Annotated in this window: 10 protein-coding genes and 2 pseudogenes; 2 read left to right on the forward strand and 10 right to left on the reverse strand. The window is 32.1% G+C overall.

The window, feature by feature from the left end:
- Positions 1-184: 184 nt before the first annotated feature.
- Entirely contained in the window at positions 185-1,051 is an 867-nt protein-coding gene (gene tehB / locus HHA41_RS10080) for an SAM-dependent methyltransferase TehB (RefSeq protein WP_168461606.1), read from the forward strand.
- A 134-nt stretch (positions 1,052-1,185) separates the two neighbouring features.
- On the opposite strand, the gene HHA41_RS10085 is transcribed toward tehB, so the two are convergent.
- The 4 genes from HHA41_RS10085 to HHA41_RS10100 all read right to left on the reverse strand — a co-directional run bounded on the left by HHA41_RS10085 (position 1,186) and on the right by HHA41_RS10100 (position 4,894).
- Positions 1,186-1,584, reverse strand: coding sequence for a hypothetical protein (locus tag HHA41_RS10085; protein WP_104504291.1), 399 nt, complete (start codon positions 1,582-1,584; stop codon positions 1,186-1,188).
- The gene (locus tag HHA41_RS13120) at positions 1,577-2,671 is read right to left on the reverse strand and encodes a hypothetical protein (protein ID WP_252726733.1); all 1,095 of its coding nucleotides are present in this window, start codon (positions 2,669-2,671) and stop codon (positions 1,577-1,579) included. The genes HHA41_RS10085 and HHA41_RS13120 overlap by 8 nt, the downstream gene beginning before the upstream one ends.
- Before the next feature lie 204 nt (positions 2,672-2,875).
- A complete protein-coding gene (locus HHA41_RS10095) occupies positions 2,876-3,034 on the reverse strand; it encodes a hypothetical protein (RefSeq protein ID WP_168461597.1) in 159 nt (52 codons plus the stop codon).
- Positions 3,035-3,148: 114 nt separating this feature from the next.
- The gene (locus HHA41_RS10100; protein WP_168461599.1) at positions 3,149-4,894 is read right to left on the reverse strand and encodes a DUF262 domain-containing protein; all 1,746 of its coding nucleotides are present in this window, start codon (positions 4,892-4,894) and stop codon (positions 3,149-3,151) included.
- Between the two features lie 204 nt (positions 4,895-5,098).
- On the opposite strand from HHA41_RS10100, the pseudogene HHA41_RS10105 reads away from it, so the two are divergent.
- Positions 5,099-5,329, forward strand: a pseudogene (locus HHA41_RS10105) (transposase domain-containing protein); the annotation flags it as partial.
- A gap of 434 nt (positions 5,330-5,763) precedes the next feature.
- Here HHA41_RS10105 and HHA41_RS10110 read toward each other — a convergent pair.
- The 6 genes and pseudogenes from HHA41_RS10110 to HHA41_RS10135 form a co-directional block, all read right to left on the reverse strand.
- Positions 5,764-6,096 carry a hypothetical protein gene (locus HHA41_RS10110; RefSeq protein WP_168461600.1) on the reverse strand — a complete coding sequence of 111 codons (333 nt, stop codon included), beginning with the start codon at positions 6,094-6,096 and terminating at the stop codon, positions 5,764-5,766.
- A gap of 13 nt (positions 6,097-6,109) precedes the next feature.
- Entirely contained in the window at positions 6,110-11,494 is a 5,385-nt protein-coding gene (locus HHA41_RS10115) for a DUF4011 domain-containing protein (RefSeq protein ID WP_168461601.1), read from the reverse strand.
- Positions 11,495-12,152: 658 nt separating this feature from the next.
- Positions 12,153-14,390: a YfjI family protein gene (locus HHA41_RS10120; protein ID WP_168461602.1), complete on the reverse strand. Its 2,238-nt coding sequence runs from the start codon at positions 14,388-14,390 to the stop codon at positions 12,153-12,155.
- Positions 14,387-14,593, reverse strand: a complete 207-nt coding sequence (locus HHA41_RS10125; protein WP_104489490.1) for an AlpA family phage regulatory protein — start codon at positions 14,591-14,593, stop codon at positions 14,387-14,389. Before HHA41_RS10125 ends, HHA41_RS10120 begins: the two co-directional genes overlap by 4 nt.
- A 108-nt stretch (positions 14,594-14,701) precedes the next feature.
- Complete coding sequence (locus tag HHA41_RS10130) at positions 14,702-15,676, reverse strand: hypothetical protein (RefSeq protein WP_168461603.1); 975 nt, start codon at positions 15,674-15,676, stop codon at positions 14,702-14,704.
- Positions 15,677-15,711: 35 nt separating this feature from the next.
- A pseudogene (locus tag HHA41_RS10135) lies at positions 15,712-16,479 on the reverse strand (type I restriction endonuclease subunit R); the annotation flags it as partial.

Raw genomic sequence — 16,479 nt, forward strand, 5'->3', positions numbered from 1 at the left:
GATCATTTCTGGGTACTGCTTATTTCACCTCAAAACACATTTTTTAAGCTTGCAAATTCTCAGTGAATAGATGGTTGAAAACGACATGAAATGCTATGCTGAAATTAAGATCAAGTAGACTGATCTACGTAATAAAAAATCTACACAAGTGTCTAAATCATGATGAACAACGCTGGAGTTTATGATGCAACAAGAATTGATATGTTATAAGCAACTTCCAATTTGGAATCATGATTCAATTCCGCAAGGTTTTAAGAAACAACACAACACGCAAGTAGGCACTTGGGCAAAACTTACCATTTTAAAAGGTGAAATGCTTTTCTCGATGCTGCATGAATCAGGCGAAGTGCAATCTGAGCATGTTTTTTCTGTGCAAAACCAACCGCCTTTTATTGAGCCGCAAGCTTGGCATAAAATCGTATCTGCCAGTGAAGACATTGAATGTCAGCTCAGTTTTTATTGTTTAGCTCAAGATTATTTTGTCAAAAAATACAAATTAAGCCCAACCCATTCTGAAATTATAGCCGCACTGCCGCAGTTACCCGTTGGCAAAGCTTTAGATGTTGGTTGTGGTACAGGCCGCAATGCGCTGTATTTGAGTCAGCATGGTTTTCAGGTCGATGCTTGGGATGGTAACCCGACCAGTATTCAAAAATTGAATGAAATTATTGAAGCAGAGCAAATCACTACCATTCAAACTGCGGTGCGTGACTTGAATCAGGATTCATCTATTTCAGGGCAATATCACTTTATTAATTGTACTGTGGTGATGATGTTCTTGGCACCTGAAACTACTCCAAAACTCATTCAAAATATGCAAAAAGCCACTCTTTCACAGGGTTACAACTTAATTGTTTGTGCAATGGATACTGAAGACTACCCTGTACAACAAGACTTCCCTTCTAGCTTTAAAGCGGGTGAATTAAGTGCGTGTTATGCTGATTGGGATATTGTGAAATACAATGAAAATGTAGGTGAGTTACACCGTACAGATGCTGCAGGTGATCGAATTAAGCAGCGTTTTGCGACCTTGTTAGCAAGGAAAAAGTAATAGTGATAAGATGCTGAAAGCAAGTACTTTATAATGTTAGTGTAGTGAAAGGTTTTTAACAGTATTTACACCCTCTTCTAATCATTAAGTTTAAGGAAAAAGTACTTCCCACTTTTTCCTTATAACTTATATTCTCAGCTACAAATCGCTTTAGAAAAACTTGAACCAATCGTATCAGGAACTATAGGCTCCATTTTCACATAAGGTTCTGTATAGCTATCTATTACCCTGGTGCCTTTATATTTGATTTCAGTTTTGAACCCTAGCAAATCTGCATTACAATTTATGTGTAATAAGGTCTTTGTATGGTCACCAATCCCTAACCCATCTTTTGAAAGATCATTAATAACTATTTTTTTAACCCAAAACTGAGTCACATTATTACCAATTGTCGAATAGCCCGTTGCTACCTTTCTTATAGTCTGCCTATCCAACTCATATCTAAATTCATTAGTTTCACCTAGATACTCCCACTCTGATGCTTGAACAGAACAAACACTACATAGTATTAATGCTAGAAATACTCTACTCATAATCAACCTCTATTTCATTACTCTCTTCTGTCCCAGTTTCACCATCGTTGGCTACCAAATCCGACTCTAGCGCTTCAGGTTTATCGTTGTTGGTATTATTATTAAAACCCTGACTCATCTCAACACCTAAACGTGAACCATCAGAATTATTATGCGGATATAAATCTGAATTTGTTGTAGATGGATCACTCGCATTTTGAGGTTGGTAATTTTTCTCTTGTATTTTCCTCTTAAGTAAGCCTATTAACTGAGGTTCAATTATTTCCTGATGATTAGATGCCAAATGACTTGTGTTAGTAGCAATGTAATAATACTTCTGATTTCGTGCTTGAACTCTATCCTCTTTTAAATATTCATCTCGATTAAAACCCATCTGCTTAGAAACAGCATCATCCATGATTCGAGCAGTATTATCTAGATAGAGGCAGTAGAGATTATCAATTTCTGTATTTACATAACAATCACGAACACTTCTCGCCACTCCAGAAATTCCAGAATCCGCCAGTATCTCTAGAAACTGATCTACAGCATCATTCATATAGCTATAATTATCTGTAATTGTATTATCAGTTAAATAAGAGTCAACTGCTTCGTCATTAGATGTATCGGTGTAAAGATAATCTGTTGGCGTATCATCCACAGTTTCTTCATAAGAGGCTGTTTCATAATCAGAATTAGCCTCTTCAATTTTTGAATTTCCATTGACAACCAAAAATAATATTAGTCCTAACATCCCAACCCCCAAGATTGTATATAATACGACCCCCTTTGTATTTTTCTTTTCGGGTTTAGGAGTTACATCTAATAGTGTACTATCATAACTATATGATGATAAGGAATGAGATTGCGGTTTTGGACCTATTTTTTCTTTAAACTTTTCAAAAGCAACAAAAATACTTCCGAATACCAGAAAAGCAAAACCTAAAGTTAGAGGTACAATTACTGAGCCTAAAATAAATACGCCCACTACGCCGAAAAAGCTATGAGGTTCAATTATAGAATAAGCAACATAATAAGGTAGCAACAACAATGACAAATAAATCACTATATATATCGCAATATATAAAAACCCCAAGAAATATCCCATAACAATCCCTACATTTTTTGACTTTAGCAAAATTTTAATAACAATTATTTATATATTAACTTTAAGCTTACTATTGATGATCCAGTCAACTTGAAAGACATTATAAATAATATAGGTAATCTGTATTATCGTACTAGTGCTATCATATACCTTTTTATCCATGCACGACCGCCTAAGTGATCACCTTTAATTTCTGAAAAGCTATTACACAAAATTTTTTACTGGCTCTGTAAAACTCCACGAATGGCTGGCTTCTACATCGTTACAGACACAAATGGCTTTCGCGACTGAACGACTTTGACGATGTGGTATTTTCTCCAATACATCTGAAACAATCTCTAATTCAGAATAATGTTTTTTCATAGTCACTCCTCTTCCTAGACCATAAAAATAATATATTCCTCAAACTAAATTTATTGCAGATTCCAATTTTTTAGAAAAAATAAAAAAAATAATCAAAGTCGAGCCACACTCAAACTAACTGTCAGATAATAGTTCTTGATCACGCAAAAAATCAAAAAAGGCTTCTGAAATTTTAGCACTACGATTAATAATACTTTCTTCAGTAAAATCATTTAAAAGTACTAATTCAGATATTTCATATATTTGGCTTTTATCTTGATTCTTTCCTCTACGCTGTTCCCCACTATAAATCTTTTTCTTATCCTCAAACCGATAGTCAGATGCCTTTATATTAATACTTTCTTCCAATAATATCTTATTTCCCAATGACTCAAGATTATTTATATTATCTATGCCATTTTCCATCTGATATCTTTTTCTAGAAAAAATATGTTCTAAATGAAAGTTCTCAGTTAGTTGCAGTAATTTTTGCTCTTTAAAATTAAAAGCATACCATGTAATAATTGATCTAGTAACGTTTCTTTGATTTGTAAAAATATAAGTTTTAAATAATGTTTTAGTATTTACTTCATTAAACTTATACTTAGAGAATGTAACCTCTTTATTATTAACAATATTTACCATTTCATCATATACAGGAGTTCTTAAAGCATTCACTCCAGGATTTGTAATTGCATAAGTAAAAATAAATGCAGTGATTTTTTCTAAAAATTTTTGAAACTTTTCATCATCCAAAAAACCATTCTCTTTTTTATTATGTAAAAAATACGCTGATGTTATATTCTGCCACATACCATTTGGTGAATAATGCAATATATATAGTTTCTTCAGAATTTGATCCGAAAATCTTGTTTTATCTTGTAATTTAACGCTATACCAAAAATCAGCTAATTCTTTTAAATCACAAATTGTACTTTCCAAGTTTAAATATTTATACTTATCACGTTCATAAAACTTTCGTAGTGCTTCTGTTGTCGAACTTTTATTACCTTCTTTTGCTCGTAAATAATACATATATCGAGAAAATATCTCATCCATAGGCGAACTAAAAGTATTATGCATAAAGATATCATTGCAGACTTTTTCTAATTCTTTCCAAGCTTTGATAAATTCATCTTTTTTATTCAGCTTTCCATAAAATTTATAAAATTGAGCCTTAAAAATATCCGCATCAGATAATGGCAACCCTCTATCATTTAAAGTTGAAAAAATTCTTAATGCTGTATCTTGAGAATCAGCTTCAATTGGCAACAAAATACAGTTACCTAATATTCTTGCAGGTAAGTAGGCAAAATAACTTGGAAATTGTTGCAAAAATTCATCAATTTTCTTTTTAAAGAATAAATAATTAATTACATATCTACTCTTGCTATTTTCTATTATATTTCCAGTTTTAAGTAATTCTAAAAATTCACCTTTATCATCATCAGTCGCAACTTCAGAATCAATTTTTAATGATGATTTTACAGCCTCACCAAAAGTATCAGTTTTCCATATACAACTTTCAATACGCTTTTTAGTTAATTGAGAGCTTTGATCTTGCATGTTAGCAAACTTATCAAAAAATGCCCTTAATAAAAGCAAAAGTGTTGTAAGGCGCTGTTGACCATCAATTATTTCTGATTGATCATTTTCATTTTTGTATGTAACAATAGACCCTAAAAAATATTCGTCTTTCCGATCATCAAAATTATCAGCATTATTTTCAGGAAATGCGAAACTAAAAATATCATCCCAAAGAGTTTGGCACTGCTCCTCACTCCATGCGTATGGGCGCTGATAATCTGGAATTAAAAAATCTGCACGTTTATCTGAAAAAAGTTCATAAATTGTTTTTTGATCTACATTTAATTTTGACATTACTATATTTTTCAATTAAAAACCATTTAGCATTTTAAAGTATTTTTTTTTAACTGTCAGTTGGCTTTGTTGCACAAACCTATCTGTAAAGGCTTTTTCAGCGATATAATTTTCAAATGAAGAAGCCTACACACAAAATCTACCGCACAACCAATTGGCCCGCATATCTTACCAATCAACATAAGAAGCATTGCTTCATAAGGGATCTAAAATCAGATGTGTTCCAGGGCCTTGGGACGTAATAACTAGTTATTTGCTGGCTCGATGAGCAGTTGTCAGCGAGCAGCTAATATCATACACTTGATTCAGTCAGCAAAGCTGAATGGACTGGATCCGCATGCCCAATTAAGTGATGTGCCGAAAAGGTTGCCGATACATAAAGTGACCCAGATTGAAGTATTACTTCCACACCGATGGAAACCCAACTCAAATTAAAAAATAGCTATGGGGTTTAGCGAATGCTTACAGAATAATGTTGATTTAAGCTGCTTACCATTTGCTTACCAGAATCTAAAAACAAAAAAACCACTTACGATTAGTACACGTAAGTGGTTTTTTTATATGGTGGGCCCAGACGTTACCATACTCAATTTTAAGTATATGTTTCATATATATTTATTATTATTGAATGAAATATGATACAAACTCGGATACATACATTATTTATGTTATTTTTTTGTAATTATTTTCATTTAATTTCCCCGCAAACCGAATTACATTTTTTCAGGCTAGTTAATTAAATAACATTTACATTAGACTTCTTGCGTTAGTCAAAATTTAAACAGCAGCAAGCTATATTTTAGAAGGTTTAGCTGATTCAAAAATTAGGTATAAGCATACTTTTACAAGAGATCTAATGTATAGGATCTTTAAACCAAATCCTCGCTTACAGAAACACTCTCGTCTAAACGATACATTTCATCATCTATAATAGCTACTTTTGTAAACTCCCCCCCAAAATCTACAGTTGATGCATCGTATGACTCGACTTCCCATCTAGAACCGTCATCTAAAACAACCACTCTGCCCTCGTATTTAATCTCGTGTATATCACCGACTTTGTGCTGTCCCATCCCAAATAAACGTAAGCCCCACTGTAATATAGCCTGCTGTTCAGATTCAGAAAGACTATAAATACCAGATGCCGCAATTTCCTCAGCTCTCATTAACTTTTCTATTTCAAAATTTATATTTACCACCATTGTTAAAATTTACTTAAGACTTAATGATCTCTTTCACTGTGATTTTCACATCACCACTTGGCAAAGATAAGGTTGTACTGTCATCTATCGTTAGTCCCATTAATGCTTGACCTAAGGGACTATTAACATGTGTAATACCTTCCTGGAAATTGTTAAGATTATTAGAAATCTTAACATTCATTATTTTTTCAGGATGCCTACTATCCAAATATCTCACCAGATCACCCGCCTCTATTATTTCAATAATATTATCGTGTGATTCATTTTCTGTTTCAGATTCAAGTAAATATTGCTTCTCAATATTAATGCTTGTTGGCCGTGTTATTTGGGTATTAATAGTATCTTGTATATCAACAGCCGGTTTTAATACTCTCAATTTTTCCAACAAAATTTGCATTTGTTCTTGCGAATTTTTAAACCAGTCTGTTGACCAAATCCGATGTATATTCCAACCCAAACTTTCTAGAATTTGTTGGCGTAAACGATCACGATCTCTACTAGATTTTGCAGAATGATAAGTTGCACCATCGCACTCAACTGCTAACAAATATTCTCCTGGATTAGCTGGATTTTTGACAGCAAGATCTAAAAAGTATCCTGCAACACCAAGTTGAGGTTCACATTCATATCCATGCTTCTCAAGCGCTTTAATGACTGCTATTTCAAAGTCACTATCAGGTGCTTTGCCAGTTACTTTTTCTTCATGTAAAAAACCAGTTTCGCAGTATCTTAAGAATGCCTTTAATGCAGTTACACCTTTACTACTTGATTCAGATGATAAAATATCAGATGAATTCATAGATGAAATTACATGCATTCTCTTCTTTGAACGGGTAAACAGTACATTGAGTCGTCTCCAACCTGAACTTTGGTTAATCGGACCAAATCTTTGAAATACTTTACCCCCAACCTGTGACGGCCCATAAGTCATGGATATGACAATAACATCTCTTTCATCACCTTGGACATTTTCAAGATTCTTAACAAATACAGGTTCATGAGATTTCATTTTTTTATCATAAAGATCCTGCAACCTAGAATCTTTTGATAGTCTGAGTTCTAATTGACTTTCGATTTCATCCCGTTGCTGACTATTCATCGCAACTATACCAATTGACTCTTCTTTATCTTGAAGAATTAATTCACATACTTCATCTACAACACTTTGTGCTTCTTTATAGTTTCGCCCTGAATCAAATATGCCAGATGCCTTCTTATATCGGATACCAAGTTCTGGAGAACTTTGAATAGGTGATGGGAACAAAACAAGGTCAGAGTCATAAAAGTATTTATTAGAGAAGGCAATTAATGATTGATGACGCGAGCGATAATGCCAACGTAAACGCCTCTTCTTAAACATTGAGACTGAATCTAAGATACTTTCAGCATCCTCTACTCCAACAAGTTCATCTTCATTTGCATCGTCAAAGTTAACTGATGTGCTGAAAAAGCTTGTAGGTGGTAATTGTTTTGGATCACCGACAATAATTGCACTTTTGCCTCTAGCTAATGCTCCAATCGCATCTTCTGGCAAAATTTGAGATGCTTCATCCATCACAACCAAATCAAAATCAAAAAGTCCTGGCTTTAAGTACTGAGCAACAGACATAGGACTCATCATGAAACATGGTTTTAATGCTTGAATTGATTTAGGTGCTCTTTCTAGCAAAGACCGAATTGGAATATGTCTTGTTTTTTTTGAAACCTCTTTTGCAATTAATGAATATTCTGTTAAATCAGATACTCTACCATAAGCAATCCCTACAGGAACATCGACTGATGAGGCATTACAAGCAATCTGCTTTCTTTGTAATACTAGTAATTCATTATCATAATTCTGAAAATTACTAACCATAGTCGATAATTCTATACCGTTATATTTTTGAATCAGTGTATCTGTATTAATAATATGCTTTGCTAAAGAACTATATAAAGATAGTTGCACCACGTCAGCAACTGAATACCTCTCTAATTCGGCATTTTCCAACTTTTTAATAATGCATCTTAAACCAGAATTTTCAGCTTTATTCTTAATAGTATGGTAATTACTCCATGTAAATAACCAATCTTCATTCTCTAAAGCTAAATTATTTCTTTTTATCGTTTCAATAAAAGAATTTTTAAGCTGATTGGTCCAATTTGCTTCAACATTAGAATGCTCTTCAAATTGTTTTCTTCTTATTCCTTCATTTTTGAAATGATGAGAGATTTCATCTAAAGATTTTTTTAATCTTTGATAACTTTCCTTATCTGATATCTTAGATAGTTTCTCTCTTAAAATTCCGAATGAATCAGAAATTATATTTAAAAGCTTAAGAGTCTTTTGAGCGCGATTTAGTTCAGCAACATTAATTTCCCCTTTTAAATCATCAAAGTTCCATTCTTTAGACAATTGAGGATAATTTTTTCTAATTTCATTAAATCGAGTTACTTTTACTACATTAGCATCAAATAAAATTAATTCATTTTCAATACGAGCTAATGAAGATTTTTTATCAATAATAAAGGGCCCAAGTTTTAACTTTAATTCTTTAAGAGAAATTAATGTACGAGAAATCTCACTTTCATCATCAATAATTTCGTGGACGTTTCCCAAATAACTAATTTTACTTGCATATAAAGTAGAAAAGCCCTGCAGTAAATTCAATAAATCTTTAATCTTAGGTGCAACTTTACGATCATATTCTTCAATGATAGATTTTACTAAGTGGCTCTCTAATCTTAAGATAGCAGAACCTATCTTCACCTTCTCATCAAAACCAATACCATATTCATGACGAACGCCTTTGTACCAATCACGCAATGTTTTAATATCATTTAATGGCGTATTAACTCCATCATACATATGATTTAATATTTTATATTTATCATTCAATTTATTTGCAGAATCAATACCTTTCTTAAAATCTATTAATTTAGAAAAATTATTTTGTATTTCAATAAGTGGAGTACCTTCATTTTTACTGATACCTAATATAAATTTTCGAGCGCTCCACCAACGCATCGTAAAATATTTAAAAAATCCACCTATACATATATTTTTGTAATTTATCTCTAAGTCTTCCACACTAGGCAAGATCTCTAATTTGTACAGTCTTTGACAATCTTGATAGTTTTGATGCAACTGTTTAAATATTGGTTCAAAATCAACTATAAACTGATCAATACTAGATTCATCAAATATTTCATTTCTATGTTTTAGAAGATCAAATGGCAACCCTTTTAAATGTCCTACCAATATCTCCATAGCTTTAAAATTTTCTTCTGAATATCCAAACACCTTCTTAAGTTCAGAAGGTATATTCTTTTCAATTAGTTCAATATCAGGCTTTAAATCCAACAAAGCAGTCTTAATTTTTTCTAGTTGGTGTATCGCTTCATCTATATCTTCTAAAGTGATACTTTTATCAAATGCTTTGCTTTCATTTATCAAATTCCTAATGATTTCAACTTCACGAGAATTTGACTCTCCAAGATATTCTTTGTTAATTACCGCAACAATTACTCTGTAGTTTTTATTAATTTCATCATACAAATTAATGTATTCAGATAGCAAACTAATATTATCGATTTGATCATTAATTAAATGATAAGATATTTCCTCATCGAAATTTGGTAATTCTTTTGCATTATTAGTTACTCTTTCAACTAATTCTAAATTCACATCATCACAAAAAAAAAGCTCAGAAAATAAACGTTGTATTACTGTTAATTCATAGTTCCACTCTTTAAGAAATTTCACAATTTCTGCTTTTTCAGAATCAATTAAGTTTACCTTATTAACCCCAAACCAATAGTGTTTATAGATCTCCTTGTCAGGGCATTGATCTCGAGTTTGTATAAATGAATTTTCTAACAACTTCCCCCAATCAATATAGTTTTGGATATCATCCTGATTTAATGTAATCAAATTTAAATTATCGATTAATACATCTTCAGGATTTATATCCAATAAATTCTTGAAGTAAGTTGCTTTTGTTAAAATTTCATGTGCTGTATATTTCGTCTCTCCCCACTCTTTATTAATTCTTTTTACATATTGATTTAAATAATTTTTACTTAACTCAAGTTTGTTTTTTGTGATTTGTATTTCATGTATTTTAGCATTGTGCTCCAATTGCTTATATTGTTCATTTAAGTCATGTAATATTTTTAACTTATTAGACTTATGACTATGTAATTCTAAACAGAATCCACCTAATCCAGCTTTATCTAGTCTATCTTTTACTACATTTAATGCAGCCATTTTTTCAGCAACAAAAAGTACTTTCTTGCCATCATTGATTGCTGCAGCAATTAAATTTGTAATTGTTTGAGATTTACCAGATCCTGGAGGACCTTCAATAACTAAGTTTTCCCCCTTTACGGCATCGATTAAAGCACTATGTTGAGAACTATCAGCATCGTAAATGATTGGGAATTTTTCATGGATATCTTCTATATCATCAATTTCATATTCAGAGTCGAAACTATGAGACTGACTTTCTTTGGCCACCTTACTAAATAATTGTTGAATAACTGGATGATCTTCTATTGAATACCCTTTAGGCCAATTCGTAGGATCAAGATCCTGATACATTGCTTGCTTAGAAAAATTTAGCAAGCACATACAGACCTTGCGTTTAATACTCCAACCTACTTCATGAGACAAAATATTTTTTTCAATTAAGTCAAAATAATCTTCTGGCGTACTTTCTTCATCCAATAAAGGCAATTCTAAGCCAAATTCATTTTTTAACTTTTCATGTAATGTAACGTTACTTAATAATCCTTCATCTGACATAGATAATTCAAAATTATCATAGCCCCCATGTTTTGTTTTTGGCTTTTTTTCAATTTTTACAGGTAGAGTGAAAAGTGGAGCTAACCGTTTCAGATTTGAATCTTTACTTTCAGTCCATTCTAAAAAACCAATCGCAATATATAAAACATTCGAACCTGTTTCATTTATGAATGATTCGGCTTGTTGTCTAATATATTTAACTCGAGTTTCTAAGTCCTTTGGATAAAGTAAACTCTGTAAAACATGTGTATTTTCAGGTTTTGATGAATTACTCGTATAATTGTGACTCAATTCAAAACTAATCTCATAACCTAAATGCTTTGCCCAAGATTCAACACTTGGTCCGTGATCTTTAATACCACTACCATTCTTTTCCTCCACCCCATAGTAGCTCTTGAGCTCTGCATCTAATGGTTTAGGAATTGGTAGTAGATCTATTATTTTTCTGTCATTTAATGCTTTGAATATAGAGTTTGGTGTAGTTTCAATGAACTGAAGGCACTTACCACGTGGAAACTTATAATTTAACAGCGAATTTCTTGAACTTAAATCCAATAGTCTCTTACGAATCGACTCCAATGAATCATATGCAAATGTTGCTGTACCCTCGGTCATTTAGTCTAAAAACCTCTAAAATTCAAAAAAATATTTTTACATTGCTCTTTTATGATAATAATTTAGCATTTTTTTAATAGTTGATAAACCTGTATCGCTAAATGATCATTTCACTCTACGCTGGCGTTTTTCTCAAACTGGATCTTTGGCCTCTCATCTCATTTTCTGTCATGGTCACCTCGATTTGGCTCATAGTAGTTTGGGGATATCGGGGGGCTTGTGAACCTGATCAGAGTCATGCTGGGTAACTTTCGAAATGATACAGCCAGTAATGGAATGATTGGCTTAAACAGAATGCGGGTTAATCAAAAAATGTCAGCTGTTCTGTTTTTTTTTACAAGTAAACTTTCGTATCTTAGTAAAGTAAATCTATAAATATTATGTTCTGCCCAGACGTTACCATACTTTAACTTAAACCATTGTTTTAACGAAATTTATTTTTAAAAAGAAAAAAAGATACAAAGTTGGATACACGGGTTGTTTTTGTTTTTTTTGTAAAAAATTAATTTCACCTAGATCAATAATACCTTGAATCAATTCCATTCTGCTAATAATTGCATATATAGGGATTTTTTAGTTTTATGATTTATATAATTGCTTAATATCTCAACTGACAAAACTGACAAAACGATGTTTTGTCAGTTTTGTCAGTGTAATTTCAGCTCATTTCGTAAATTTTTGGATTTATCCAGTAGCGTTTTGTTGGTCGTCCACCTTTTACTGTCGCCTCAATCTCTTCAACGTGTATCCAACCTGCATCATTTAAGATATCAACAGCTTCATATATATTCTGCATGTCTGTTAATGATTTCCAATTTTTACGAAATAGCTCTCTTGCACTAAAACCGTCTGTACGCCATTTATCTGACTCTGGAAGTTTTTTCAATTTGTTAGCTAATGTACTTGCTCTAAAGTTAGAAGAATGTAGTACAAGTCCATAAATTCTTCTTGCATGACTTTCTAAATATTCACACCACTCAATTGCCATTTCAGTAGCTCGCTTGCTAACTCTACCTACGACCCCTAAATTTATACCGTCAATAATATGAAACAATAATGCCAATCCTGACATGAGTTTAGGATATTTAGATAAATGCTCTTGGATTATTTGATGTTCTTCATTCTGTATTTTCTCCTTGTGAAGTGCAGTAGTCCATTCAATAAAAAGATTTTGAGCTTCATCTGAAAATATAAAATATGGACTCTTGTTATAATTATCAGAGCTATTCGCCCCCATACTACAAAGAGAAACTTCATCGAGTTTATCTATACTTTCAAATATTGAATAAACAGCATTTCGTGCATCTTTATTTGGGATTCGATCAACATATTCCCAGCTTTCAACATCAGGATACACAATCAATTGGAAGCGCTGGATAAGCCCATCATTTCCTAAGCCTTTTATTGCTGGTTCTAGGTATTTAATTAATTTATCAGGCTGAATTCCCCCCATGACTGTTAAACAATGATTTGGAATAAATTGCGGTCCTCTCCCAATCCGATCAATTTGATATGATCCTGTACCATTCCACCCTTCAAGAAAGAACGTTCTACCTAATCCACCATCTTTTTCAAGAAAAGCAAATAATCCAACCAATTCATCACGGAATACTAAAATTCCATTTGGATTATTTACTTCCAAGTCTGATAAAGCTTCTATCGTTGTATCATCAGTTTTATACCGCTTTTCTGGTATATCCTCTTTATTAGCTACTTCATTTTTTTTACTGGCTTCAATTCTAAGCTCTTGCTTAGCAATTTTTAAAAATAACTCTTCACGCTCAATTTCATCTTTTATTTTAGTAAGTTCTTTTTTTAGTTCTTTGAGCTCCTGCTCCGCAGATAATTTTTCAGCTCGCATCTTAATAACTAACTCGTCATTTGAGCAATTAAAATTATGATTTATTTCAATTTTATCTATTTCCATATCAAAATCTTTAGACTTACTTGTTTCTTTTTCTTTATCTATTAGTTGTGAAATTGGACGAAGCCCTGCTTCATAGGCTGGTGATTTCTTCATACTAGGTGTTCCAACTATTGCACTCCATAGATTTGACATCACTCTCCAATCCCCTAAAGGTTTAGGTTTAATCGTCACTTTTGTACCTAGGACCGAACCTAGTGATGATAATAGTGTGACTGCAACAAAATCTACTGGCATTTTATCTGCACGTTCAGCCTCATCAAACACATAATCAGCAAGATCCATTGGTAACATACTTTTGGTAATTTTTTTTACAGGCAACAATTCAGCTCTAATTGGTTGTGGCTCTTTCCAATCAATTAGTTGAGTGCTAGCGATAAGATTATTTATCTCATTCTCTAATTCTTTGGTACATGTAAAAGAATCTACAGGTAGAGATAAACCAATAATTTTAATATTTAAACTAACAAGACGCCTTTTTAGATCCCTCACATGATCACAAGTAGTAACAATACAAACCTCATTAAATTTTTCTTTAATCTGCTGAGCTTTATTTTGACTTAAATTATTTACTAATAATATTTTATATTTTGAGTCTGATAGTTTATAAGCAGTTTGACTATCTTCCGTTACTAAAAGCACTGACTTACTTTTTTCATTAAAAATGATATTACCATTCCCAATATTTATTTCATTACCTTTAATTAAATTTATGAATCGTAATCCAATAATTTCACCATTTAAATCTCTCAACGGTATAACTGGCATGTCCTCTAGATTCGGATAGTTCTCTAAATTTCTAGTAGCCCTTTTGAATTCTTTAGGCAGTAGGCCATAAATCCTATTCATAGCATTTGCTGTTTCAGTTCCCTCCTGAATTACCATTGAATCATATTCAAAGTAATCAGCAGCATTTGTGCTTTCTGCTTCTTCAACAGCTATGCTTGTATTGTTTGAATATTTTGAATTCATTTTCCGCCCTCCAGCTCAGAATCTGAAGGATTCAAACTTAAAACCCATTCTTTAATTTCGATTTCACGATAAAAAATTCGAGCTTGCTTTTTATCGCCAAATTTTATCGGCTTTGGGAATGAAGAATCTTTTTGCTGCAAGTTATACAACGTATTTCTACTAATTTTTAAAATACGACAAACATCTTTAATCTTCAAAAGCATTTGTGAGCTCCATTAACAATGCAAGAGCCATCATGATTTTTCTTGAAATTATAAACCCTTATGTTTTTTTACTATTTTTATAAAAAAAACCTAAGAAATTGAAATATATTATTTTATTTTTAATATTTCTTTAACTTTAGCCTTTGCGGCATCATCATTTAGTACATCTAAGTCGGTGTAAAGAATTTGAATTAATTTAGAAATTATATTTATATTGTAGGGTCTTTCATTTGGTAAAATATCTGCCTTTCCGTCAATATCCCATATGTCTTTAATAAAGAATGTTCTATGCGATGTATTATCAACTCGTGGAGATTTCATATTTAATATTTCTGTTTCTATTTTCTTGTAAAAAAAATCAAGCAGATCACTATCCACAAATTCAATATAATCAATTAATTTATTATATATTTTTTCACTTAGTAAAATATCATTATATTTTCTTAAAAACTTATATTCTGGTATTTTCATATCATCTTCCATACCACTTAAAGGAGAAATATAATTATTATTTTTCATATACTCCAAAAAATCTTCAATATCTTTATTATCATATTTTTTTGCATATTCTTTTAGTTCATGAAATCTTACATCTATCATTTCCATATCTATAACAGCAATTATTTTTTCTTTTCTCAAATAATTCACAATCTTATTAACATAGCTTGAACTTAAATAAAAAACTGTTGTCTTGGTTTTCGACAATGGTGATGTATTTAATAAATTTATCATTTTATTTTTTGCTGACTCAAGCTTATTGAGCCATTTTTTTAATTCAGTTCCACTATATACTAAACCACTATCCAGTTTTTCCTTATATTTTATTGAGAAATAATATTTTTTAGAAAAAAGAATTAAATCACTTAGCTTTAATTCACATTCCAATATTTTTCTAAAAGACTTATCCTCCAACAATATATAAATTGTCTTAACTTGAAAATCTTTTTCCTCAACACTAAGGTAAGTTTTAAATCTTAGATTATTACTTATAAATTTAGTTTTATTAATTTTATTATTAATTTCATTATATTTTTTCAGAAATATAGCTACTTCCTCTTTGTCTTCTTGTGTAACTCTTTCCATTTAATTATCTCAAATTAAAATTCTTCATTACTGATTTACAAACCAGTATAAAACTTCTCAATCAACTGGCGTGTCTTGACCAGCAAATTGCTAAACACGTTCTCCCGCTCAAACAGCTTCACTTTATAGTTTGGTAAGTCCTTCAACTCTTCTTTACGTGGTAGGCGTTTGGTGAACTCATAATGCTCCAGAACCTGCTTCATCGCTTCTGGTTTCAGGTTTTCTTCTTTGCAGAGATGCTGATAGGCCTGTTCTTTTTCAGCATCCCAGAATTCAGCAAAAGCTGTTTGGACGCTTTGGCCGTTGATCATCTTCGGCATGTTTTCTTCAATGAATTTTTGAATCAGGTCTTGCTTATCGTGCAAGCTAATATCGCTACTGATTAAATCGTAAATTTGCGCTTGGTACTTCTGACGCTTGTCCTCTGAATCTGTATCAATCACCAGTTGTAGGAGGTTGATAATATACCCCACATTAATACGGTCACTGTGCAGTAAATCCAGCTGAAAATCGACATCATCCAATACCGATACTTTTTCTTTCTTAGTGGTCTTTCTAACGGCACGACATAAGTCAGCATACTTAGAGGCGAAGTTCGCGAAGTGCTGCTTATCCAGTTGTGTTTGGTCTTGATCGTATTCAATAAAAGTTTGTAATTGCGCGTTATAGCGCATCACTTCACGGAAGGCCTTAATAAATTCGAGTTGCTGTTCTTCAGTGACAAGGTCATCGACTGATTGGTAATTGGGCGTTAAGGCAAACAATTTGCTCACCGCTGCTTGGTAATCCTGTTCGATTTCCGC

This window comes from Acinetobacter sp. A1 (assembly GCF_012371315.1).
Classification (GTDB): domain Bacteria; phylum Pseudomonadota; class Gammaproteobacteria; order Pseudomonadales; family Moraxellaceae; genus Acinetobacter.